We start from the raw sequence: 22,921 nt of genomic DNA, 5'->3' as shown, positions 1-22,921 counted from the left end.
TCCGGTGGGGTGGGGTGGGGTCAGTTGGTGAGGGCGGTCCAGTGGGTGACCGTGATGTTCTCCAGCGGCACGCCCAGCTCCTGGTAGATGCGGGTGTGCATGGCGCCGAACCAGGCGTCGCGGCGGTCGGCGAAGAACGCGGGGTCGAACCAAGCGACGCCCAGGTGGACGGTCCCGCCGCCGTTGGGGTTGCCGGGCTCGGGCTCCCACCAGGTGCACTCCCAGTCCCAGAGCATCAGTTCCTCGGGGCGGTTCCGCAGCCGCTCGTCGGAGGCCTGCAGGGCGGTGATGACGCGCTGGGCGGTGGCCTTGTCCGGGCAGTAGTAGCGGCAGTCGGACTTGGCGATCGGGGTCTTGCCGGCCAGCCGTACGGGGTCGGCGTCGGCGCCGACCAGGACGCGGATGCGGATCGGCAGGCCGTCGAGGTGGTCGAGGTCGACGGCGCCCGTCGCCGTGGTGGTGGGCGTGTGCATGGGCTGCTCCCTTGGGTTGAGGTGGGTGGTCACCAGCCGGTTCCCGTGAGCGGGGTGAGGCTGGGGGTCGTGTGGTCGCGCATCCGCAGGCCGCCGGGGGCGACGTAGCGGACGTTGAGCCCGACGCGGGCCTGGTCGGTGGTGTTGCTGCCGGAGCGGTGCAGCAGGCGGACGTCCATGAGGACGGCGTCGCCCGCAGCGACGGGGATCGCGACCGCCTCGTGCTCTCCGGTGAAGCCTGCGGAGCGGCCTGCCCTGCCGCGCGCGGCCCCGTGATCGTCTTCCAGCTCGTACGGCAGGTACCCGAGGCGGTGGGAGCCGGGGGCGATGTGCAGGCAGCCGTTGGCGGGGGTCGCGTCGGTGAGGGCCAGCCACGCCGCCACCGACCGGCCGGGGTCCAGCTCGATCCGCCGGTCGATGCCGTCCTGGTGCCAGGGGACCTCGAACGCGGTTCCGGGCCACTTGATCACCAGGAAGGTGTTCTCGATGGCCACGGCCGGGCCGATGACCGCCTGGACGGCGTCGAGCAGGCTGGCGGCCGCGTCACGGAACCAGCCGATGTCGAGGTGGGGGTTGCGGATGATCTCCCGCCGGGCGGCGGCGTGGTCGGCCAGTACCCGGCCGGCCAGTTCACGCGCGGTTTCGGTGGTCGTCCACGGCACCGGGTGACTCACGCCCTGGGATCGCAGGTCGGCGGGAATCTCGGCGGTCGGTGCGGCTTCGCCGGCAGCGGTGGCGGTGGGGTGCGTGATCGTCATGGCGACTGCCTCATGTCGGAGGGCTGATGAGTCCTATGAACCGTCATCACGCCGCCGCGAGCGAGGCCGCATGTCCCGGTGCGCAAACGGTTTGCCGGTTATGCAAAGGCCCTGGTCGATGATCACGGGGTGGTCTACGTTGGCCGGGGAGTCGGTCTGCCCACCGGGGGGCGGCGATGGACGATCAGCTGTGGTCGACGCCAGAGATGCGTCAGGCGCGGGCCAGTGGGGACGTCGGCGCGATCGTGCGGCTTACACGGCAGGCGCGACGGCTCACGCTGGCCCAGCTCGGCGCGTTGTGCGGGTATTCGGCGTCCCAGGTCTCCCGCTACGAACGCGGCGTGGCCCCGCTCACCGATGTGGTGGTGCTGCGGCGGTTCGCCGACGCCCTCCAGATCCCTCCGCATCTGCTGGGCCTGGCGCCCGCCCCGGGACCTGCCGGTGGTGCCGCCGGGACGGCGGCAGCCGGTGGGGTTACTGTGGCCAGAGGCGGCGGTCGGGAGGGCGGTGACGATCCGGTGCGGCGACGGCAGTTGCTGGCCAACCTGGCGGTGACGGCTGCTGCCGCGGTCGGGCCCTGCCTGCCCGCCCCGGTGACCGTTCAGCCGGTGGACACGGGGGAACTGCTGGTCGGCCGCCTGCGGGACACGATGCTCGGCCTGCACCCCCAGCCGCCGGCGCCGCTGCCGGTCGACCGGCTGCGCGCGCTGCTCACCACAGCGCTGAGCGATTTTCACGCCTGCCGGTACGGGCGGCTGGCCGACGTCCTGCCCCGCCTGCTCGCCCACGCCCACGCCACCACCGCCGATGACCGCGATGACCGCGAGGCGGCGGCCGTGCTGGCGCAGACCTACATCCTGGCCACCCGGATGCTCATCAAACTCGATGATCCGCAGCTGGGGTGGATGGCCGCCGATCGGGCCCGGCTGCTGGCCAGCGCAGCCGACCAGCCCCTGACCGCCGCCGAGGCCGCCCGGAACCTGGCCATCCTCGCTCGCCGCGCCGGCTGGTACGACCAGGCCGCCTCGCTCGTGCTGTCGGCCGCCGACACGATCGGGCTACGCGCCGACGATCCCGCCCACACCGCTGAGCGGGGGCTGCTCCTCATGTCGGCCGCCTACACCCTCGCCAAGCAGGGCGACCGGTCCGGGATGCGGGAACTCACCGACGACGCCGCCGCCATCGCCGGCCGCCTGGGGGCCGCCCGAGGCGGCACCCTGCTGCGGGACCACGGCGGCGGATTCAGCGCCGCAGCAGTCGCCTTGCACCGGATCTCCGCCGAGTACTCCGCCGGGGACCCCGGAGCCGCCATCGCCGCCGGCCGGTCCATCCACCCCGGCAGCCTGCCCACCGTCGAACGCCGCGCCCGCTACCACACCGACATGGCCCGAGCGTTCGCGCAGTGGGGGCGCCGCGAGGAATGCCTGCGGGCGCTGCTGGCCGCCGAACGCGCGGCACCGGAGGAAACCCACGCCCGCCCCGCCGTCCGTGATCTGGTGTCCGGGCTGCTGCTGTCCGGGCGCACCAGCCCACCACTGCGGGGCCTGGCCGCCCGCTGCGGCATCACCTGACCTCCCCCGGCGGCGAGCTGACCAGCGGCTATGCTCATGATCATGAGCAGTGAGCCCACCGCCCCGGCCAGCTCCACCGACCCCACCGCCCCCACCGATCCCGCCACCACCGTCGCCGCTTCCGAGCCGGGTAGCGGGGAGGGGATGCCGGAGCGGGTCATCGCCACCTGGCAGACCAACGTCCTGGGCCAGCGCCGCGGGCACGTCGAGGAACTGGACGTCACCCCCGCCGTGCTGGGCGCTGCCGCAGACGGCAAACTCTCCCTGGCCACCCTGGACGGGGAGCCCGTCCCGATTCCGCGGGTGGTACGAACGAGCGCCGCGCGGCGGGTGGACCCGCCCAGCGCCAGGAACGCCGCCCGCACCCAAGCGGCGCCGCGCCGCCCCGCCCGCTCAGGCCGTGCGGGCAGGCGAGGAGGCTGAGATGGCGGCCAGGGTGCGGCTGGACCGGGCCGCTCTCGATCGGCTGCTGCGGCAGCCCGGCGGCCCGGTGCACGACCACGTCACCGCCCTGACCCGCCGCACCGAGACCCGGGCCAAGCTGAACATCCGGGTCCGCACGGGGACGACCCGGGCCAGCATCACCAGCAGCGTCCGCACCCGCGGCACCCTCGTGATCGGCCGGGTCTGGACACCCTCGAAGGTCGGCTGGTGGCTGCACGAGGGCACCGGCATCTACGGGCCGCGCGGCCGCCCCATCCGCCCGGTCCGCGCCCAGTTCCTGCGGTTCGAGGTCGGCGGCCGGATCGTCTACGCCCGGCAGGTCCGCGGGATGCCCGGAGACCAGTGGCTGGTACGGGCACTGCGACAAACGGTGCCCTACCCGGTGGTCGAGCGCTGACCCCAGGTCTTGGGTGGGATGGCCGGAACAGGCCGCGCCCCGGCGGTGAGGCTGGTTAGGCTGCCGTGGTCCTTGTGAACAAGGAGGCGGCTGGTGCAGGAGATCGAGGTCAAATACCGGGCCGGTGACGTGGCGGCGTTGGAGAAGGCGCTGGCGGCCCGCGGCGTACTGCTGTCCCTCCCGGTGCTGCAGGACGACCAGGCGTTCGCGCCGGCGTCCTGGTCGTACGGGGACTCCAAGGTGGGGATCGCGTTCGCGCGGCTGCGGACCCAGGACGGGGTCCACCTGTTCACGGTCAAGCAGCCGGTGGACAACGAGATGGCGTGCCTGGAGCACGAGACCACCGTGGCCGACCGGGAGGAGATGGCGCGGGCGCTACAGCTGATGGGCTGGCGGCCGACCGTGCGGATCGTCAAACGGCGCCGCACCGGCCGCCTGGGAGAGATCGGCATCTGCGTGGACGAGGTCGAGCACGCCGGCTGTTTCGTGGAGCTGGAGCGGGTGGTCAGGCCGCAGGAGTCGGGGGAGGCGGTGCAGGCCGAGCTGGACGAGTGGGCGCGGTCGCTGGGCGAGGAGGTGGGGCTGGAGCGGACCAGCGACACCTACGACTCCCTGGTCCGCGCCGCCCTGTCCCACGCCTGACCGCCCTGCGGCTGGTCAGGCGTAGGTGAGGAGCCGATACGCCAGCCGGGTCAACGGCTCCCGCAGCGGCCCGCAGTCCGGGTGCCGGGTGAGCTGGATGCACACGCACAGCTGCGCGATCCGGCCGTCCGGGCTGTCCAGCACATGGCGGAACTGCCGGTAGACCTCTGCGGCCACGTGGGGGACCAGGAGGCTGGTGCAGTACAGGGTGGCGGCGTCGGTGCCGGCGGGGGCGAGCCCCCACAACTCCCAGTCCAGCAGGTAGGGGGTGGTACGGGTGAGGTTGCACCAGCGCAGGTCCCCGTGCTGCGTCACCCACCGCTCCACCCGCGTGGGGACGTCCGGCCCGTACGCCTGCCGCAGCGCCACGGTGATCTGCTCCGGAGGGCGGGGCATCCGCTGGGTGGGATGCTCGGCGAGCCGGTCCAGGGAGGCGTGCAGCCGCTCCCACCATCCGGCGGGCAGCCGCGGATCGTTCGTCAGGGTCTCGTGCGCGGCACAGGCCGGCTCGATGATCCGTTTCCAAACCTCCGCCCGGACCACATGCCCGTGCTCGGCCCAGGTCAGGCAGTGCATCAGCCGTGGCCGGTACACGCCAGTGACCTCCTGGGAGGTGACCGGCCCCTCCCACACAGGGCCGTGTGCCAGGTCTTCCGGGACCGCCAGCACGCGGAGCCAGACGGCGTCCCCGCGGGGAGTGGCGGCGGGGCCGCTGAGGGTCCGGTCACCGACCCCGCGCACCGCCTCCCCGCAGACGGTCAGGTGCAGGTCGCGGGCGGCGGTGGCGAACCACTGTTCCATCAGCGCAGCACGATCGGCCATACGAGCTGGACTTCCGTTTCGGTGAGGTCAGGGGAGGGTCAGAACAGAGCGAGGTCGTCGTCGGCGGTGACGGCCTGGACCGGAAGCCGCTGGACTTGGTCCAGGCGCAGGGTCGCGGTGACGGCGGCGTGGTCGGTCAGCCGGTTCTGGCGGGTGGTGTGCAGGTAGGCGCAGCCGGTGATCCGGCCTGCGAGGGGCCGGGCGAGGTGCAGGTAGTCGTAGCGGTAGCCGTCGCCGGTCCGCCCGATCCAGGAGTGCGGCTGCGGGGCGTCGGGGTGATGGTGGTCGTGGACGTCCACCAGCCCCAGGGCGTGCAGGTGGTCGAGGAAGTCGTACTCGAACGGCAGGAATCCGGGCAGGGACGGCTGGTGGGTGCGGGCGATGACGTTGTAGTCCCCGCCCAGCAGCAGCCCGTCCCGCTGGTGGTCCGGCAGCGTCGCCAGCGCGTCCTGCAGCGAGGTCAGGAACCGGTGTTTGCGGTCGGTCTTGTCGGTGCTGCGGTCGCGGCTGGGCACGTACACGGCGGCCACGCACAGCCGGGGCCGGGTGTCCAGCACGGCGGCGGCCACCCGCCCGGGGATGGTCACCGTCTTGAACTGCACCGGCTGGTCCAGGACGGGGATGCGGGTGATGAGCGCCGCGCCGCGGTCACCGTGGTCGGGGGTGTTGACGATGGTGTAGCCGGCGCGGGCGAAGTGGTCCAGCAGGTAGGCGGTGCCGGGTCCGGCGCTGGTCTCGGTCAGCAGGACGACGTCGTGGCCGGCATCGTGGCCGGCGTCGACCAGCCAGGTGAGGAGCTGCTCGGCGCGGGGGCGGGCGGCGGCGCCGATGTTGAGGGTCAGCACCGACACCTCCCGCGTGTCCCGCGTGCTGCCGTGGGTCATGGTGCCGGGTCCTTTCGGGGCAGGTGAGCGAGGATCCGCGCGGCCACCTGATCTGCGGGCAGGTCCCGGCAGTCGATCGTGATCTGCCGCCATCCCTGCCCGTCCAGGAAGCGCCGTGCCTGCTGGTACAGGGCCAGCTCCCGGTCCGGGCTGCCGGCCTGTTCCAGCCGGGACCGGCGGGGCCGCTGGGCGAGCCGGGCCCCGATCGTAGCGGGGGCGGTGATCAGGTAGACGGTGATGTCCGGGATCGGCCGCAGCGCGGCGTTGTAGGACCAGACCTCCCGCGGGTCCAGGCCGTCCAGCTGCTGGAGGACCAGGGAGGAGGGGATGAACCGGTCGCAGATCACCGTGGCGCTGGCGGCCAGGGCGGGGACGATTTCGGTGTCCAGGTGGTGGCTGCGGTCGGCGGCCACCGCCAGCGCCAGCGCCCGCCCGGTCAGCTCGGCCTCGTGGGCGCGGATCAGGCGGCCCAGCGGAGCGGTCGAGGGCTCACCGGTCACGTGGACGCGGTCCCCGCGGCTGCGCAGCAGGTCGGCCAGCGCGGCGGCGGTGGTGGTCTTGCCCACGCCGTTGGGGCCCTCCAGGACCAGGAACCGGCCGGTCGCGGTCATGCCGACCCAGCCGGTCGGGCCGGGCGGGTCGGGGGGCGGCCGATCTGCAGCAGCGGACCGGCGGGAGCAGGGCCGGTGACGGGGCACTGGCCGGTGTCCACGCCGCCGATGCGGCCGCCGGAGGCGATGACGGCCGCCGGGCAGCCCTTCCCGCACCGGCTGTTCATGCCACAGGAGGTGCAGGTGGGGTTGACGCCCATGGCCAGACGGCCGGTGTCGTAGCCGTCCAGCGCATCCGCCACCGCCGTGTCCGCGATGGCGGGGTCCAAGATGTTGCCGACCAGGAAGTCGCTGTCGGGATGCTGGGAGTGGGGGGTGCGGGCGGCGAACACCAGGTAGGGGCACACGGCGACCTCGCCGTCGGCGAACACGTAGATCAGCTTCCCGGCATCGCAGCCGCTCAGCGGCTTGCCCTCCTGGCCGCCGTTGGGGAAGCGGATGTGGACCACGTCGACGCCCTGGCCGCGGAACCGGTCGGTGAGGCGGCGGATCTCGTCCATGACGGCAGTGTCGGCCGCCATCCGGTCCTTGCTCTTGACCCCCCGCCCCATGGACGACAGCGGGTTCATCAGCACGTACTCCGCGCCGACCTCGACGGCGAACGCGCACAGCTCCTCGAACTCCCGGGGGAAGGTCAGGGCGTTGGGGGTCGACAGCAGCCCCTGCAGCAGCCCGGCGTCCGCCAGGCGGCGGATGGTGTCCACGGTGATCTGGAAGGAGCTGCGGTTCCCGCGGAACTTGCCGTGGCTGTCGGCAGAGAAGCCGTCCAGGCTGACGTTGACGTGCACGCCGCCCAGCGCGGCCAGCTCGGCGATCTGCTCGTCGCTGATCAAGGTGGCGTTGCTGCAGATGCCCACCGGCAGGCCCAGCCCGGTCAGGTGTCGGCAGAGGCGCAGCAGGTCCGGGTGGGCGAACGGCTCACCGCCGGTCAGGGTGATGCGACGCACCCGGGCCGCCAGCAGCCGCGGCACCACCATCTCCACCAGATCCTGATAGGCCATGTCCAGGCCCTCCCGGGTGGAGGACACGAAGCAGTGCGCGCAATGCAGGTTGCAGCGCTCGGTGATCTGCACCAGGGCCTTACGGCCGTCACCGGGCACCGAGGTCCGGAAGTAGCACGAGGCGGCGTGCGTATCGACGATCAGCCGTTTCACTGGCGGCCTCCCAGGGAGGGCTCGGGGTTCCCTACGACGCCCTTCACTGTGACCCGAGCCGCACCACGGGTGAAGGTGCGGTTCGTGGCCGTTCGCGGACGCCGCCCGCCAAAGGGATACGGAACGTAGCCCCTGAGGAGAAGTCATGGCCTATCCCTAACGTAATTAGGCCCTGCGCCGTAGCCTGATGGTGACGGAACATCAAGAAAGGTGCAGGGCCTATGGAGGAAGGTACCATTTCCGACCGCGTGCGTAACCTCCGGCGCAGCCGGGGGATGACCCAGGAAGAGCTGGCTGAACACAGCGGTCTCAGCCTCGCCGTGATCAAGAAAATCGAGCAGGGCGGCACGGCGCGGATGGAGACCTACCACAAGCTGGCCAAGGCGCTAGGAGTGCGGACCGTCTGGTTCGTGTCCGCGTCCTCCCCGGAACCCGTCGAGGCCGCCGTGGACGACACGGTGCTGGCGGACATGCGGTCGGCCATCAACCCCCCGATCGGGCTGGCGGGCAAGCCCCTGTACGGGACGGCGGATGCGGAACTGGTGGACCTGCGCAGCTTGAAGCAGGCCATCTCCTCCGTCGCGGCGGCCTACCACGGGGACCGGTATGACGACCTGGCGCAGATGATGCCGGCGCTCGTGCGCAGCGCCCATCACCACGTGGACTACTTCGACAGCGAGGGGCCGGACCGGCGGGAGGCGCTGCGGCTTCGGGCGGACATCACCGGGCTGACCGGCCGCTACCTCATCCAGATCCGCGCGCATGACCTGGCGCTGATCGCGCTGCACGCCTCTTTGCGGGACGCCCTGGAGATCGGCCACACCCCGCTGGCGGCGGCGGCGGTGTGCAGCCAGGCATGGGCGATGATGCGGCAGGGAAGGCTGTCGGAGGTTGAGCAGCTGTGTGTGGCCACCGCCGACCAGATCGAGCCCAAGATGTCAAAGGCCACCCCGGATGAGCTGTGCGGGTGGGGCTACATGTTCCTGCGCGCCGCCGCCGCAGCTGCCCGCAACAACCGCATGGAGGAGGCCCGGGAGTACGCCTCGATCGCCTCCACTGCGGGCACCCGGCTGGGACGCCAGTACCAGGACCTGTCGGGGCACAAGGCGTTCGGCCCCATGAACGGCCCCATGCTGGCCGTGGAGATCGAGATGCTGGACGACCGCCCCGACAAGGCCCTGGAGCTGGCCGCGGGAATCCCCCGTGACGTGGGACGGGGCAACACGTCCGGGTGGGACCGGCACCGCCTGGACCTTGCCGTCGCTCATGCGCGCACGGGGAACGTGGAGAAGGCGGAGGACATCCTGACGGCCATCCGGCGGGAGCACCCGCACTGGCTGCGCTACCAGCAGTACGCCCGCGACGCGGTACGGGAGCTGATGGACGCGCGGCCGCGGATGCCCAGCCAGCGCACCCGGGAATTGGCCGACTTCATGGGCATCAACATGTGAAGGGATACGTAACGTAGCCCTTCCGGATGGGGCGTGGCCAAACGGCCACGCCCCATCGCTGTTACGGGGCGGTGACGCTTCGTACCGTCAACGGCATTCAACGGCATTGAACAAGCCGGGGGAGTCGGAGACGGTCATGGAGCTGGTCATGGCAGTGGACGCACCTCAGCCCAGCCCCGCCGAGCGGCTGATCGCCGAATACGGGCACGAATGGGATATATGGCGCGTATTGGAGGCCGGTGGAAAACACGGGCCATGGAAGGCCCGTAAATGGAACGACCCCGGCGCCGAACTGACCGCCGACACCATCCAGGACTTGGCCGACGCGCTCCAGGCCGCCCAGCAGCCGGATCCCGGAACGTCCCCCGACAGCTAGCGACCCCGGCCCGGTGTGCGCGCACCGGGGCCCCGGGGCCTGACCACGAAGGAGCCGTGGCTATGCCAGAACCTACCAGCGGAACCGGCGCGGGCCTGCTCCCGGCGACAACCACCGTCCTTAACCGGCAGCCGGGCCTGCCGGGTCCCACCGGGATGTTCTCCTGGACGGTCGTTGAGCCCGGCGAGACCCCGCGTCTGGGTGCGGTGGGCGTCTGCGACGACCGTGACCGCGCCGTCCGCCGGTTGGTGGAGGCCATGCAGGACTCCCCGGCCGGGGCGGTCGGGGTGCTGCACCGCGTCCATCTGGGCATGGGGGGCGCCTACTACTACGACCGGCTGCTGGCCGGGATGCGCCGGGACGGTGACGTTCTCCGGGTGGAGGAGTGGGGGGCCGGTGGCCTGCCCGGCGCGGCCGGTGACCTGTACGACGAGATCAAGCGGCTGCCCGCCGGGATGGCCGCATGACCGGGCTGGGGGTGCTGGGCCCGGCCCCCACCGAGGGGCTGGACGGCGACCTGCGGCAGGCCGTGGTGGAGGACCTGGCCCGGCTGCTGCGCGAGCGGGGCCATGAGGTCACCGTCCGGCCGTTGGGTCTGACCGCCGCCCGGGACGGCAGAACGGCGGAGTTGTGGGCGCTCTGCCGGACATCCGACCAGCGGGTGTGGCTCTGTCAGCCCGGAGCCCCGTTCTGGGTGTGCGCGGCCAGCGACCTGCAGGACGCCGTCCGGCACGTTCAGCAGTTGCTGACCCCCTCCGACCCGCGAGAGACCTCCCCGCCCACGGCGGGGTGCTGAGCCGGCGCGGCGGCCCTGAGCACAACCCCCTGGACATCGCCGGGGCCGCCGCGCCTCCCAACCCCGCCGACATGGTGCTGGTGCGGGTGGCGTGGCTGCGGGCGCTGATCGCCGTGTTCGGGCCGTGGACCGCCTCCCATGCGGTCGGTGCGACCTGGCGGCGGTGGGCGGCCGAGCTGGTGGCGGCGGCGCATCGCGAGCTGGCCGAGCACACGGGCCGGCGCACGGACGGCACCTGGAAACCGGCTATAGACGAGAAGGAGCCCTGGTGAGATCCGGTGAGACCATCGAGGCCATCCGTGACCGGGCCCGCCACGATCACCCGGCGCTGCTGGCCGGGTTCGACGCCACCCTGGACGTGCTGGCCCGGGTGCGTCAGGACATCGAACGGCATCTCGCCAGCCCGCAGATCACGCGGATCACCGCGTTGCAGCTGGGCTACCTGCGCGGCAGCGGCACCGTCGCCGGCGACATCTGCCGGGCCCTGTACGGGGCGTTCCGGCTGTGGCCCACCGAGGGCCAGGACGAGGACCTGCCGGGGCTGCTGGGCCGCCTCCCGGATCCCGGCCTGGTGATCGAGGTGCCCGACACCCGCTGGGGGGATCAGGACGTCCTGGCGGCGTTGGAGAACCTTTCCCTCCCCGAGCCGGTCGAGCTGCCCCCGGGCCTGGGAGAGGACCAGGGCGTGGTGGAGCTGCCGGACCCTCCCCCCACCCCCGAGGAGGACGCCGGGTTGCCTCCCGGGTTGTGGAGCACGGTGGTCGCCGCCCTGGCTGAGGACGCCACCCCGACGCAGCGGGCGGCCGTCCGTCGGCGGCTCATGGAGCAGACACGACGATCCCCCGACAGGTGAAAGGGCACCATGAGCTACGAGGAAGACGAGGACCTGGACGGGTTCGATCCCGTCACGCCGCATCCGGCTCGGTTGTGGGACTACTGGCTGGGTGGCAAAGACCACTACGAGGCCGACCGGGCTCTGGGTAAGCGCATCGCCGAGGTGTTCCCCGGTGTGGTCGACCTGGGCCGTTGGCGGCGGCAGTTCATGATCCGCGCCGTCCGCTACCTGGTGGAGGAGGCCGGGATACGGCAGTTCGTGGACGTGGGGGCCGGGCTGCCGTGCATCACCAACACGCACGAGGTCGCCCAGCATTACGCGCCCGGCGCGCGGGTGGTCTACGTCGACAACGACCCGCTGGTGGTCATGCACGGCCGGGCGCTGCTGACCGATGCCGGCTGCCATGTGGTGGCCGCCGATCTGGCCGCCCCCCGGGTGCTGGTGGAGGAGACGGTCCCGCTGCTGGAGGCGGACCGGCCGGTGGGGGTGCTGATGTGCGGGGTGTTGCCGCACCTCGGCGATGACGCCCTGGCCCGCAGCGTCGTGGCGGAGGTCATGGCCGGGATGCCGCCCGGCAGCCACCTGGCGTTGAGCCACATCACCGCCGTCAGCAAGCCCGAGCTGATGCAGCAGGTGGCGCGGCTGTGGAACCGGCGGGCCCGCCCCCTGATCAAGCTGCGGCTGCCCCGCACCATCGGCCGGTTCCTGGACGGCCTGGCCGTCGTGGAACCCGGGCTGGTGCCCACCTGCCGGTGGCGGCAGGACGGGCACGTGCTGCAGGCGGGTGACGTGGACGAGTGGGCCGCCGTCGCCCGCAAATGAAACACCCCAACCCCGAGAACGGAGCGTGATCTGTGCCGATCACTGTGCTGAGCTGGAACATCTGCCGGGCGGGCACCCGCGGCCCCAACGGAGAGCGCCAGGACCGGTGGCCGCTGCTGATGGACGTCATCAGCCGCGCGGCCCTCACCCCGAGCGACCCGGACCGGCCCGGCATCCCCGATGTGCTGCTGCTGCAGGAGGTCCACGATCCCAACCGGCCGGACCTGCTGGAGATGATCGCAGAGCACCTGCCGGGCAAGAGGCTGCTGCGCCCGGACTCCCCGACCGGCGGGAACGTGGTGGCCGTTCCCCAGGAGTGGGAGCTGCGGTTCTGGGACACCACCCTGTCCCACGCCACCCTGTACGGGTTCGGGGTCGCCACGGTGCGGGTGCCGGGGGTGGACTTCCCGATCTCGTTCTGCTCCGCTCACCTGACCCCCTACAGCGCCGCCGCAGCAGCGATAGAGATGCAGCACATCCTGGGGCGGGTGACCCGTAACCGGCGGATCGGGCTGGTGGGGTTGGACGGCAACCACATGCCCCGCGACTGGAGGCTGGACCCGGACCCGGACTGGTCCCAGGCCCAGGACCACAACCTGGCCGGCCGCACCCACCCCGGCCACCAGCCGCCGGTGGGAGACCGGATCGTCGGGCGGGTCATCCACCAGGGGCGGCTGACCGACCTGGCCGAGCACTTCGCTCTCATGACCGGAGACAAGTCGCTGTGCGCCCCCACCGGGCACGGCGGGATCCGCGTGGACTGGATGCTGGCCACCCGGCCCGTCGTGCCGGGGGTCCGCAATTTCCGCCCCTTGGACCCGCAGGGTGCCAGCGACCACTGGGCCCTGTACTGCGAGCTGCACCCCGAGCACATCGACCTGTCCCAGACCTACGACTTCGTGTAAAGGACCCCGCGGTGACCCCCCACGACATCCCCCATGACATCCCCCGCGGCTCCGGCGGTGAGGAGCAGCCGCCCACCCCGCGGATCGACACGTCGGTGCCGCATTCGGCGCGGATCTGGAACTACTGGCTGGGCGGCAAAGACAACTACGCCGTCGACCGCGCGGCCGGCGACAAGATCAAGCGGATCTTCCCCGACATCCAGATCATGGCCCAGGACGGCCGCGCCTTCCTCGGCCGCGCGGTCCGCTGCCTGGCGGCCGAGCACGGCATCCGCCAGTTCCTGGACCTGGGCACCGGGCTGCCCACCGACGACAACACCCACCAGATCGCCCAGCAGGTCAACCCCACCGCGCGGGTGGTGTACGTCGACAACGACCCCGTCGTGCTGGTCCACGCGCGGGCGTTGCTGACCAGCAGCCCGCCCGGGGTGTGCCAGTACATCGACGCGGACCTGACCGACCCGCGGCGGGTCCTAGACCAGGCCGAGCGCACCCTGGACCTGGAGGAGCCGGTCGCCGTCATCCTGGCGTCGGTCCTGCCGCACATCCCCGACGACGGGGACGCGGCGTGGACCGTGTGGCAGTACATGGATGCCGTTGCGCCGGGGAGCGCCCTGGTGATCTCCCATGACGCCCCCGAGCCCAGCCTGGTGGAGGCGGCGCGGGAGTTCGTCGCCCGGGGCGGACCGGTGGTCAAACCCCGCACCTACGAGCAGGTCGCAGGGCTGATCCCGGACGGGGTGCACGTGGTGGAGCCGGGCGTCACCGCGACCTGGGCGTGGCGGCCGAACGCGCAGACGCCCCAGCGGAACACGACCCTGCAGTACGGGCTGGTGGCCGTGAAGGCGGGAGAGGACCGTTGACCGCATCTCCTCCTCGGCTGGCGGCCTCGCCGGAGCCGCTGCTGTGGCTGCAGCCGTCCCCGGACCGGCGGCTGCCCCCGATGTCCCTGCGGCTGGCGTGGCCGCCGTTGGCCGGTCTGCTGACCATCCTCCTCGGCTGGGACCTGGTGGAGGGCGTCCTGCGGTTCGCGGCCCTGGCCGGGTGGGCGCAGATGCCCACCCTGCCGGTCAACCCGGCCGCGCTGTCCCTCATCGCCGCAGGCCTGTGGCTGGCGTATCTGGCGTGGCTGTACGGACGCCGCCGCATCTGGGCGGCGGTCGCGCTGGCCGTGCTCGGGGCCGGGCTGCTGCCCCACACGGGTGAGGCCGCCCGCGTGGTGGGCACGGCCACCCTGGCGGTCGCCACGGTGTGGCTATGCCTGGACGTGGCCGAGCACCACCACATGCCCCGCCAGATGGTCGGGATCAGGCCGCGGTGGGCGGCGGGGCCGGGCGGGCACCTGCAGGCCCTGGCCGTAGGGATGACCACGGCCCTGGCGGCCGGGGTCACCGCGTGGCTGGCCATCGGGCTGTCGCTGCTGCCGGGACCGGGCCTGACCGCCGCCCGCGACCAGGCCGCCGCCCTGGGCCTCTCCCAAGGGGCGGAGCTGGTCGTCACGGCGATCGGCTCGGCGGTCCGGGAGGAGATGCTCCTGGCCGCCGTGGTATTGCTGCTGGGCGCGGCCGACCGTCCGCTGTGGCAGGTCTACCTGCTGGCCGCCGTCATTCGTGTCCTACCGCACGGCTACATGGGGCTGCCAGCGCTGTCCATGGCGGCGCTGGCCTGCGTCAACGTCTGGCTGTACTGGCGCACCCGCAGGGTGGTCCCGCTCATGGCCGGGCACGCCGCATGGTTCCTGATCGTGCAGGCCGTGAGAGGCGGCGGCCTGTGACCACCACATCCCAGGACGCCACGCGAAACGTCTGGACACTCCGGCGCGGCGCCTACGGCTTTTTGAGGAGCCACGCCGCCCGCGCGTGGCTGAGCGGCTACAGCGACCAGGCGTGGCTCATCGACGTCCCACCCGATCTGGAGGACCTGCCGCCCGCCCGCCGCTACCAGCAGCACGCGCGGCAGGAAGCGCGGCGGATCGCCGACGCCGCCCTGTACGTCCTACGGCCCGAGGCCACCGCGCGGGCCGTCGCCGCCAGCGCCGACCTGCACACCGCCGGCGGTATCGAGCCGCCCACCCGTACCGGCTTCCTGGTCTGGGAGGGCCCCTCCGGGGTGGGGGAGAGCGACCCGGAGGTGCCGCTGGTCGCCTGCCACTGGGGGCCGTGCCAGGGGGCCGGCCTGTGGGTGGTGTGGTGGGCGGACATCCGTGCGGTGGGCCGCTTCTACCGGCGGCAGGCGGACGCGGACGCGCCGGGGGCCTGGTCCGCCATGGTCGGCAGCCGGGGCTTGCAGGAGGTCTTCGGCCCGCTGTTCTACCGGGACCAGGTTTCCCTGCGCACGGCCCGCTGGCCCCACCATGTTCCCCTGGACGCCGGGATCGACCCGGCGCTGCGGGGTCTGCTGCGCACCACCCTGGCCACCTGGCGGATGGTCGGGGTCCCCACGGGGCTGCAAACCTTCTGGACGGAGCCCCCACAGGAGGAGGTCGTCGCCGACCGTGAGGCGGGTCTGCGGCCCGAGGCGGCGCTGGTGGTGTCGGATGCGCCGTCTGCGCTGATGCGGTAGGCACCGCTCTGGTAGGCGGTAGCGTCAAGGTCACATGACACAAACAACCTTTGCGGTTCTTTGGCGTTGTCCCGCACTGTTCCGGGTGACCGGCCTACCATGCAACACGCTGACGGCTGAGAATCACACCCTGTCGGCCGTCGGTGAAAAGAGTGGGGCCTGGTACCCGCTGGGTGGCCATCCTGCTGCGGTACCAGGCCCCGCGGCCCCTTACGAGGCCGCTACCGCCACCCGGAGGCGAGCCAGAGACCCAGGATCCACAGCAGGAGCTGCACAAGCTCCAGCAGGGCCAGGATCAGCCTGAATCGCCACTCGTCCGGGTCAGCGGGTTCCCTCTTGTCGGGAGGCTCGCCCATACGGACGGTTCCCCCTTCCCCCGGCGCTTGACGGGCGTCCGGGTCGGCCCGCGCCAGGCGATGACCACCTGGCGCGGGGTACCAGGCGGGCATGTCACAAGACGCAGACGATGCGGAGACTAAGGCACCAGACGCCCACATGATGGGCGAATCGCAGACGGCGATCGTACGCCTGCATGTGCAGGGGAGTTTCCGCAGGTCACAAGCGCGCAGTTAAGAATCTGCAACCTGGCTGTAATGGTCTTGACGTTCGGAACTCACGTTTACCCGGTAGGGATGTCATGGTGCCGCCTGCTGCGACAAAACCCGCAAATACGGCAATCGGGTCCACGAGTGGGAATAGCGGATTTGTTGTTCCGTCGAACGTTACTCGGCGGACGGCCACGCTGATCTTCTCCGGCCCCTGGGGCGGGATGATCCCCGGCGGGGCGGCTAGCCTGATCGGTGACGCCGCTGGCCAGGGGCCGGGCCTTGTGTACGGAGGCTCCCCATGCCCGGCACAGCCGCCCCCGACGCCCTTGAGGACGACGCCCTCACCGCTCCCGCCGATGATCTCCAGGACGACGATCTGGAGCTGCCGCCGGTGCCCGAGGAGCTGGTGTTCACCACCAGCGCCAAGGACCGGCCTGCCGCCGATGAGGGGGACCGGGAGCTGCCCTTTGAGATCGACGGGGAACGGTACGTTGCGCACCGCCCCGCCGACTCCTCCTTCGCGCTGGTGATGTCCGCCGGGGCGCGGACCATGTCCGCCCCGAACCGGATGGCGGCCATCACCCGGTTCCTGGACAGCACCCTGAGCCCTGAAAGCCGGGACCGGCTGCTGGACCGGCTGGAGGACCCGGACGACCCGTTCGAGCTGGAGGATCTGACCCGCGTCCTGGTGGCGCTGGTGAAGCGCTGGTCGGCGGCGTCCCGGCCTGGTAAGGCCCGGCAGCGCGCCGGTTCCCGCCGGCGGCGGTGACCGGCGGCCCGGCCGGTCTGCTCGCCGAGATCGCCCGGAGCGGCCCGCCCCGCTCCTACGTCCTCGACAACGAGGTCTATGCGCTGACCGGCTCCTGGTGGCCGCTGACCAGCCGCCTGATCGAGCAGGTCACCGGGTGGCGGCTGCTGCTTTTGCTGGAGCTCACCGACCCTGAGGACGGGGAGGTCCTGGTGGAGCGGCTGGACGACCCCGACGACCCCCTCGAACCCGAGGACCTGGACCAGGTTGCGGAGACGCTGGTGCTGCAGGCGACCGGCCGCCCCTGGTGGGTGACCGGCCGTCTGCTGGCCACCGCCCTGGCCCGGTGGGCGGAGCTGGATGGGGAGCTGATCGGCCGGGGCGTGGACCTGGCGCAGATGGTGGACCGCGCCCCCGCCCGCGCCTGCAACCTGGTGTACGCGTGGCTCATTCAGGGCGCGGACCGCAAAGAGCGGGACAAGCTCGACGCCAAGCTGACCCGCCCGCCCGTTCAGGAGTTGCGGGCGGCTAGCCCCCGCACCCAGCAGTGGCTGGCCGAGGAGGAGGGTGCGGCGTTCATGGCCGCGATGGGCGCGGCGCAGTCCTCTGGAGCGCTGCGGCTGCCGCCAGGTCAGCCGCCGAACCGCCCCACGTAGCCGGCCTCCCGCAGCCGCCGGTCGGTCGTGCACTGGGCGACGGCCTCAAACGCGACCTGGGCGCAGGGCATGCACCAGTCGAACCGGCCGTTGGGCAGGCCCCCGCCGCCCAAGCCGTTGGTGCGCTCCCCGCTGATGGCGTGGTCGCTGCTGCCGGGCTTGAACGTGTTCCCGCACCCGTTGCACTGGACGATCATCGACACGAGGAGATCCTGCCACGGGCCCGGCCGGCCTGATCTGCGCAGGGGCGGGGCTGTCCACGCCCTGCCCCCGTTCCCATGGGTGATGGGTGGGCGAAGGCGCGGACAACCCGTGCGCGGGCAGCCTCGGAGTGGCACGGACACGGCCTGTTTGAAGCCGGGCCGGCCTTCCAGCGGCGTGGCTGCCCACGCTGGTGTCGGGATTGCCGGGCGGCTGCCCGGCTACGCACCCTCACCGGTCCGCAGACGGCAAAGGCGAGTGGCGGCGCTGCCGCTGGTCGGGAGGCTAGCCTGATCATTTAGACGCCGTCTGTGCCAGGGGCCGGGCCACTCCCTGTCGGGAGCGCCCGGTGGCCAACACCCTCGGCGAGGCGGCCGTCGAGATCATCGCCGAGACCGGCGAGTTCGACGATGACCTGCGCCGCCGCCTGCAGGAGGCGATCGACGACGCGGTCGATGAGATCGGTGATGATCTCGATCGGATCGCCCGGCAGGCCGAGGACACCGGACGGCGGCTCGCTGATGCGATCGGTGACGGCGCCGATGACGCCTCCCAGCAGGTCGAGCGGCTGGCGGAGGTCGCCCGCGCCGCAGACGCCGCGTTCGACTCCCTGGATCCGGAGGAGCTGCGGCGGGTCGCCGAGGAGGCCGCCCGGTCCCGCGCGGAGATGGCGGACCTGGCGCGGGCCGCCCGCGACGCCGATGGGGCCTTCTCCTCGTTCGATCCGGAGGAGCTGGCGCGGATCGCCCGGGAGGCCCGCGAGGCCGCCTGGGACATGGAGCGGCTGGAGCAGCAGGCCCGCCGCGCCGCCTCCGAGATCGCCCGCTTCTCGGACGGCGACGAGGTCCGCCGCCTGGCCGAGGAGATGCAGCGGGCGCAGCGGGAGGCCGAACGCCTGTCCCGCACCCGCCTGCAGCAGATCCAGCATGAGGCCCGCCAGGCGGGCCGGGCCATCTGGTTCGCGTTCCGCGGTGCGAGCGAGGACGCCCGCCGCGCGCTGGACCGCATCGACAACACCCGGTTCCGGGAGATCGTCCGACGCGCGACCGAGGCGGGGGAGCGGATCCGCCGGGCGTTTCGGAACGTCGACACGGACCGGCTGGGCCGCAACCTCGCCGGGCTCGCCCGGATCTTCCTAGGACTGGCCGGAGCCGCGGCCGCGGTCGGTGGCCTCGGGGCGGCGCTGGCCGGGCTGACGGCGGTCGCGGCCGGGCTGATCGGGGTGCTGGCGCCCACCGTGGAGATCCTGGCGGGTCTGCCGGCGGCGGTGCTGCTGGCCGGGGCCGCGTTCGGCACCCTCCGCCTAGCCCTGCTGGGGGTGGGGGAGGCGTTCTCCACCGCCCTGACCGGGTCGGCGGAGGAGTTCGAAAAGACCCTCGAAAACCTCTCCCCGGCCGCGCAGCGGGTGGCCCGCGAGGTGCGGGCGCTGCAGCCGGAGTTTGAGCGGCTGCGCAACACCGTCCAGGACGCCTTCTTCCAGCAGCTCGAAGGCGACATCACTGCGGTCGCGCGGAACCTCGGCGGCCCCCTGCGCCAGGGCATGGCGGGGACCGCCGCCGAGTTCGGGCGGCTGGCCGATGCCGCGCTGCAGTTCGGGCGGTCCTCGGAGGCCGTCCGCCTGGTCGACAGGGTTTTCGGCACCCTGCGCCGGAACCTGGCGCAGGTCCGGTCGGACTCGATCGAGAACCTGCTCGGCGCCCTGTCCCGCTTCACGCGGGCGACGCTGCCGGCGTTCAACGGGATCGGGTCGGCCATCAACGGGGCCCTCGGCCGACTGACCGGGTTCCTGGACCGCGCCGCCGCCAGCGGGGATGCGCTGCGCTGGGTGCGGGAGGGCGCCGCCGCCGTCCGGCAGCTCGGCGCCCTGTTCGCCGACCTCGGCCGGATCGTCATCGGCGTTGTCCGCGCCATTCAGTCGGCCAGCGGCAGCGCCCTCGGGTCGATCTCCGCCCTAGCGGACCGGCTGGCGAACTTCGCCAACTCGGCACGGGGCCAGGCGCAGCTGGTCGAGGTGTTCCGCGCGGTCAACGCCATTGCGAGCCAGACCGGCCCGGTCATCGAGGCCCTGATCGGCGGGCTCGCCACCTTGGGGCCGACCGTCGCCGCGCTGGCCCGGCAGATTGGCCCGACCCTGACCGCGGCGATCGAGGGCATCGTGCCCGCCCTCCAGGGGCTGGGGATCGGGCTGGTCGACGTCCTCGTGGGCGTCCGCCTCGCCGTGGAGCGGCTGGCCTCGTCGGGGGCGCTGGGCGCGCTCGGCCGCGCGTTCGGGGAGCTGCTGTCGGCCGTCTCCCCGCTGCTGCCGGCGCTGGCGAACGTGCTGGTGTCGGCCCTGCAGTCGGTGGCGGTCGCCGCGCAGCTCCTGGCCCCGGTCCTGTCGGTGGTCGCCCAGGGGCTGGCCGCCCTGGCGGACTCCCCGCTGGGCACCGCCCTCGGCCCGCTGGTGGCGGCGCTGGTCGCCGCGCGGATCGCCACCGGCGCGTGGGGGGCGGCGCTTACCGCGCTCATGCCCGCCCTGCGGTTCGCCAGCAGGGACGCGGCCAGCCTGGGCCGCACCCTGGTGACGTCGCTGGCGCGGCACCCGATCGCCGCCATCGTCCTCGCCGTGGCGGCGGCGTTCGGAGTGCTGGCCTCCCAGTCGGAGACCGTCCGGAACTTCCTGGGCCGGCTGCGAGACACCATCGCCGACCTGTTCGGACGGCTGCGCGCCTTCGGCACCAGCCTGGTCCAGACGTTCCGGACCGAGGGCGCCGTGGCGGCGCTCCGGCAGCTCGGCTCCGGCATCGCGAACTTCGCCGCGGAGGCGATCCCGGTCGCCGCCCGCGCCCTCGCCGGGCTGGCCGCCGCCGTCCTGTCCGGGCTCGCGCGGATCGCGGTCGGCATCCCCGCAGCCATAGCCGACCTCGCACCCCGCATCATCTCCGGCCTCACCAGCGCGTTCACCCGTGCGGTGGCCGCCCTGCCGGGGCTGATCTCCTCCTTCATCTCCGCGCTGCGGTCCGGGCTCGCCCGGCTGGCCGACGTCGGCCAGCAGATCGGCCAAGGGCTGCGGGAGGCGTTCACCCAGGTGGTGGCGTCCCTGCGCACCGAGGGGCCGCGGATCGCCGCCGGGATCCGGGACCTGCTGCGAGCCGCGTTCCAGTTCGCCACCCGGGACCTGCCGGCGATCGGCCAGGAGATCGGCCGGGCCATGAACCTGGCCCTACGCGCGCTGCTGCCGATGGTCGCCCAGGGCATCCGCTCGGCCGGGGACGCCGTGGTCACGCACCTGCCCGGCCTGGCCCAGCGGATCGCAGACGGCCTGTCGTCGCTGATCCGCCGGGCCGGTGAGGTCCTGCCACAGGTCATCAATGAGATGGCCGCCCAGCTCGGCCAGGGGGTGGACCGGGCGGCGGGGCAGGCCGCCACCGGCGCCCGCACCGGACCCGGCGGGCAGCAGCTCCGCCAGTCCCTCGTTGACCTCCTCCTGGATGTGGCGGTCGCGTTCGCGCAGCAGATCCCCCGGCTGCTGCCGGTCATCGGGCAGGCCATCGCCACCATCGGCGCTGCCGTCATCCAGGCCGGCGCCGCCGCCGCACCCGGCATCCTCGCCGCGGTCGGGCGGCTCCTGCTGGCCCTGGCCCAGGCCCTGATCACGCAGATGTTCCAGTGGGGCGTCCAGGCGATCCTCGCCCTGTCGCGTGGGATCTTGTCGATGCTCGGCGGGCTGGTCTCGCTGGTCGCGTCCATCCCGGTGCGGTTCGCCGCCGCCCTGGCACCGCTGGCCGCGCGGATGTGGTCGATCGCGACCGGCGCCATGTCCCGCATGGGCGCCGCGATCTCGGCCGGGGTGTCGCGGGCGGTGTCGTTCGCGGCGCAGCTCCCCGGCCGGGCCGCGGCCGCGATCGCGTCTCTGCCGGGACGGCTGGGCTCCCTCGCCACCAGCGCCATGGCCCGCATGGGCGCTGCGTTCTCCTCCGGGGTGTCCCGGGCGGCGTCGGTAGTGCGGGGACTGCCGGGCCGCATCACCGGCACCCTCGCCGGCCTCGGCTCCGCCCTCTACTCCCTGGGCGTGCAGGCGATGCAGGGGTTCATCTCCGGGGTGCAGTCCATGGCCGGGCGGATGGTCGCCGCGGCGACCGCCCCCATCCGCAACGCCATCAACGCGGCCCGGTCGCTGCTGCGGATCGGCTCGCCGTCGAAGGTGTTCCGTGACATCGGCAAGTTCGTTGGCCAGGGCTTCGTCCAGGGTCTGACCGGCGAACAGTCCAAGATCGAATCGACGATCAACGCGCTGGTCAAGAAGATCCAGACCGCGTTCGCCGGCCGCCGGACCCGCCTGGACGACCAGCTCATCGCCCGGCTGCGTGGCGCCAACCGGCGGCTGCAGACCCTGGCCGCCGAGCGCTCGCGGATCACGGACCTGATCAAGGCCGCCAACGAACGCGCCGCCGAGGTCACCCGCCAGGCCAGCGACTTCGCGTCCCTGTCCGGGGTGCTCTCCTCGCTGGGCAGCAGTGTCCCCCGCACGGCCGAGGCGCTGGCCACCGCCCTGCGGAACCGGCTGGCCCTGCTCAAGGAGTTCCAAAGCGACGTGGCGGCGCTGGCCAGGAGGGGGCTGTCGCGGGACCTGCTGGACCAGATCATCGCCGCCGGACCCGAACAGGGCGCCGCGCTGGCCGATGCGCTGCTGTCCGGACCGGACAGCGTGATCCGGGACCTCAACCGCACCAGCAAGGAGATCGCCACGACGGCCCAGTCGCTGGGACGGCAGTCGGCCGACCTGCTGTTTGACTCCGGCCGCCGGGCGGGGGCGGGGTTCCTGGAGGGGCTCAAGGCCCAGCAGAAGGACATCGAGAAGCTGATGCGGCAAATCGCCGAGCAGGTCGCCGCCACCGTCAAACGCACCCTCAAGATCAAGTCGCCGTCGCGGGTGATGGCCGGCCTCGGTGAGGACACCCTCGCCGGCTACCTGCGCGGACTGGACCGGCTCGCACCGCAGATCACTCGCAGCCTGGAGCAGGCCCTGGCCCTACCGCAGCTGCAGGTGCCCGCCCCCGACATCGACCGGCTGCCGGTGCGCTCCCGGCAGGCGCTGGAAGCGCTCCAGCCGGCCGCCGCCTCCCGCGCCACCGGCGGCGGGCAGGGCGGGGATCGGCGGTCGCGGCCGGTGCGGCAGGTGGAGGTTCACGCACCGGTCACCGTCCACATGCCCACCGCCGATCCGGACGCCGTGGGCGGCGCCGTGTCCCGCCGGATCGCCGCAGCCGTGGCTCGATAGGAGGC

At 72.7% G+C, this 22,921-nt stretch carries 25 protein-coding genes; 18 read left to right on the top strand and 7 right to left on the bottom strand.

From position 1 onward, the window contains the following. Positions 1-20: 20 nt before the first annotated feature. Together HNR21_RS24065 and HNR21_RS24060 are read right to left on the bottom strand one after the other, a co-directional pair. Positions 21-473: a hypothetical protein gene (locus tag HNR21_RS24065; RefSeq protein WP_220500281.1), complete on the bottom strand. Its 453-nt coding sequence runs from the start codon at positions 471-473 to the stop codon at positions 21-23. A gap of 29 nt (positions 474-502) precedes the next feature. Then, positions 503-1,231 carry a phytanoyl-CoA dioxygenase family protein gene (locus HNR21_RS24060; RefSeq protein ID WP_182706989.1) on the bottom strand — a complete coding sequence of 243 codons (729 nt, stop codon included), beginning with the start codon at positions 1,229-1,231 and terminating at the stop codon, positions 503-505. 176 nt (positions 1,232-1,407) lie between these two features. Here HNR21_RS24060 and HNR21_RS24055 point away from each other — a divergent pair, with 176 nt between their 5' ends. From HNR21_RS24055 to HNR21_RS24040, 4 genes are all read left to right on the top strand, one after another. After that, on the top strand, positions 1,408-2,802 hold the full coding sequence (locus HNR21_RS24055) for a helix-turn-helix domain-containing protein (protein ID WP_220500280.1): 1,395 nt from the start codon (positions 1,408-1,410) through the stop codon (positions 2,800-2,802). Between the two features lie 42 nt (positions 2,803-2,844). Continuing rightward, positions 2,845-3,225 carry a hypothetical protein gene (locus HNR21_RS24050; RefSeq protein WP_182706988.1) on the top strand — a complete coding sequence of 127 codons (381 nt, stop codon included), beginning with the start codon at positions 2,845-2,847 and terminating at the stop codon, positions 3,223-3,225. Position 3,226: 1 nt separating this feature from the next. Next, positions 3,227-3,643, top strand: a complete 417-nt coding sequence (locus HNR21_RS24045) for an HK97 gp10 family phage protein (RefSeq protein ID WP_182706987.1) — start codon at positions 3,227-3,229, stop codon at positions 3,641-3,643. 93 nt (positions 3,644-3,736) lie between these two features. Beyond that, complete coding sequence (locus HNR21_RS24040; protein WP_182706986.1) at positions 3,737-4,285, top strand: class IV adenylate cyclase; 549 nt, start codon at positions 3,737-3,739, stop codon at positions 4,283-4,285. A gap of 15 nt (positions 4,286-4,300) precedes the next feature. On the opposite strand, the gene HNR21_RS24035 is transcribed toward HNR21_RS24040, so the two are convergent. Genes HNR21_RS24035 through HNR21_RS24020 form a run of 4 tightly spaced genes read right to left on the bottom strand, consistent with a single transcriptional unit; the run spans position 4,301 to position 7,756 of the window. Next, complete coding sequence (locus tag HNR21_RS24035; RefSeq protein ID WP_182706985.1) at positions 4,301-5,107, bottom strand: aminoglycoside phosphotransferase; 807 nt, start codon at positions 5,105-5,107, stop codon at positions 4,301-4,303. A 38-nt stretch (positions 5,108-5,145) separates the two neighbouring features. After that, positions 5,146-5,991: an endonuclease/exonuclease/phosphatase family protein gene (locus tag HNR21_RS24030; RefSeq protein WP_182706984.1), complete on the bottom strand. Its 846-nt coding sequence runs from the start codon at positions 5,989-5,991 to the stop codon at positions 5,146-5,148. Further along, positions 5,988-6,602 (bottom strand): dTMP kinase, encoded by a 615-nt coding sequence (tmk, locus tag HNR21_RS24025; protein ID WP_182706983.1) that lies wholly within the window; start codon positions 6,600-6,602, stop codon positions 5,988-5,990. The genes HNR21_RS24030 and tmk overlap by 4 nt, the downstream gene beginning before the upstream one ends. Further along, on the bottom strand, positions 6,599-7,756 hold the full coding sequence (locus tag HNR21_RS24020) for a radical SAM protein (protein ID WP_220500279.1): 1,158 nt from the start codon (positions 7,754-7,756) through the stop codon (positions 6,599-6,601). The genes tmk and HNR21_RS24020 overlap by 4 nt, the downstream gene beginning before the upstream one ends. Before the next feature lie 221 nt (positions 7,757-7,977). Between HNR21_RS24020 and HNR21_RS24015 the strand changes: the two genes are divergently transcribed. The 13 genes from HNR21_RS24015 to HNR21_RS23955 all read left to right on the top strand — a co-directional run bounded on the left by HNR21_RS24015 (position 7,978) and on the right by HNR21_RS23955 (position 17,455). Then, complete coding sequence (locus tag HNR21_RS24015; protein WP_182706981.1) at positions 7,978-9,207, top strand: helix-turn-helix domain-containing protein; 1,230 nt, start codon at positions 7,978-7,980, stop codon at positions 9,205-9,207. A 136-nt stretch (positions 9,208-9,343) separates the two neighbouring features. Further along, entirely contained in the window at positions 9,344-9,583 is a 240-nt protein-coding gene (locus tag HNR21_RS24010) for a hypothetical protein (RefSeq protein ID WP_182706980.1), read from the top strand. A 62-nt stretch (positions 9,584-9,645) separates the two neighbouring features. Further along, the gene (locus tag HNR21_RS24005) at positions 9,646-10,050 is read left to right on the top strand and encodes a hypothetical protein (protein ID WP_182706979.1); all 405 of its coding nucleotides are present in this window, start codon (positions 9,646-9,648) and stop codon (positions 10,048-10,050) included. Further along, positions 10,047-10,379 carry a hypothetical protein gene (locus HNR21_RS24000; protein WP_182706978.1) on the top strand — a complete coding sequence of 111 codons (333 nt, stop codon included), beginning with the start codon at positions 10,047-10,049 and terminating at the stop codon, positions 10,377-10,379. The genes HNR21_RS24005 and HNR21_RS24000 overlap by 4 nt, the downstream gene beginning before the upstream one ends. Then, the gene (locus HNR21_RS23995) at positions 10,373-10,651 is read left to right on the top strand and encodes a hypothetical protein (protein WP_182706977.1); all 279 of its coding nucleotides are present in this window, start codon (positions 10,373-10,375) and stop codon (positions 10,649-10,651) included. Before HNR21_RS24000 ends, HNR21_RS23995 begins: the two co-directional genes overlap by 7 nt. Beyond that, entirely contained in the window at positions 10,648-11,232 is a 585-nt protein-coding gene (locus tag HNR21_RS23990; protein WP_182706976.1) for a hypothetical protein, read from the top strand. The genes HNR21_RS23995 and HNR21_RS23990 overlap by 4 nt, the downstream gene beginning before the upstream one ends. A gap of 9 nt (positions 11,233-11,241) precedes the next feature. Beyond that, the gene (locus HNR21_RS23985; RefSeq protein WP_182706975.1) at positions 11,242-12,036 is read left to right on the top strand and encodes an SAM-dependent methyltransferase; all 795 of its coding nucleotides are present in this window, start codon (positions 11,242-11,244) and stop codon (positions 12,034-12,036) included. Between the two features lie 32 nt (positions 12,037-12,068). Continuing rightward, positions 12,069-12,941, top strand: a complete 873-nt coding sequence (locus HNR21_RS23980) for an endonuclease/exonuclease/phosphatase family protein (protein WP_182706974.1) — start codon at positions 12,069-12,071, stop codon at positions 12,939-12,941. Between the two features lie 11 nt (positions 12,942-12,952). Then, on the top strand, positions 12,953-13,804 hold the full coding sequence (locus HNR21_RS23975; RefSeq protein WP_312881210.1) for an SAM-dependent methyltransferase: 852 nt from the start codon (positions 12,953-12,955) through the stop codon (positions 13,802-13,804). Then, positions 13,801-14,715 (top strand): CPBP family glutamic-type intramembrane protease, encoded by a 915-nt coding sequence (locus HNR21_RS23970; protein WP_182706973.1) that lies wholly within the window; start codon positions 13,801-13,803, stop codon positions 14,713-14,715. The genes HNR21_RS23975 and HNR21_RS23970 overlap by 4 nt, the downstream gene beginning before the upstream one ends. After that, on the top strand, positions 14,712-15,503 hold the full coding sequence (locus HNR21_RS23965; RefSeq protein WP_182706972.1) for a hypothetical protein: 792 nt from the start codon (positions 14,712-14,714) through the stop codon (positions 15,501-15,503). The genes HNR21_RS23970 and HNR21_RS23965 overlap by 4 nt, the downstream gene beginning before the upstream one ends. 846 nt (positions 15,504-16,349) lie before the next feature. After that, positions 16,350-16,820, top strand: coding sequence for a hypothetical protein (locus HNR21_RS23960; RefSeq protein ID WP_182706971.1), 471 nt, complete (start codon positions 16,350-16,352; stop codon positions 16,818-16,820). Continuing rightward, a complete protein-coding gene (locus HNR21_RS23955; protein ID WP_182706970.1) occupies positions 16,817-17,455 on the top strand; it encodes a hypothetical protein in 639 nt (212 codons plus the stop codon). The genes HNR21_RS23960 and HNR21_RS23955 overlap by 4 nt, the downstream gene beginning before the upstream one ends. Here HNR21_RS23955 and HNR21_RS23950 read toward each other — a convergent pair. Then, a complete protein-coding gene (locus HNR21_RS23950; protein WP_182706969.1) occupies positions 17,431-17,658 on the bottom strand; it encodes a hypothetical protein in 228 nt (75 codons plus the stop codon). The genes HNR21_RS23955 and HNR21_RS23950 overlap by 25 nt on opposite strands. Positions 17,659-18,005: 347 nt before the next feature. Here HNR21_RS23950 and HNR21_RS23945 point away from each other — a divergent pair, with 347 nt between their 5' ends. After that, positions 18,006-22,916 carry a hypothetical protein gene (locus tag HNR21_RS23945; RefSeq protein WP_182706968.1) on the top strand — a complete coding sequence of 1,637 codons (4,911 nt, stop codon included), beginning with the start codon at positions 18,006-18,008 and terminating at the stop codon, positions 22,914-22,916. Positions 22,917-22,921 lie beyond the last annotated feature (5 nt).

The organism is Thermomonospora cellulosilytica, assembly GCF_014138835.1.
Classification (GTDB): Bacteria; Actinomycetota; Actinomycetes; order Streptosporangiales; family Streptosporangiaceae; genus Thermomonospora; species Thermomonospora amylolytica.
Note: the sequence above shows the minus strand (reverse complement) of the source record. Positions and strands in the feature narration are given on the sequence as shown.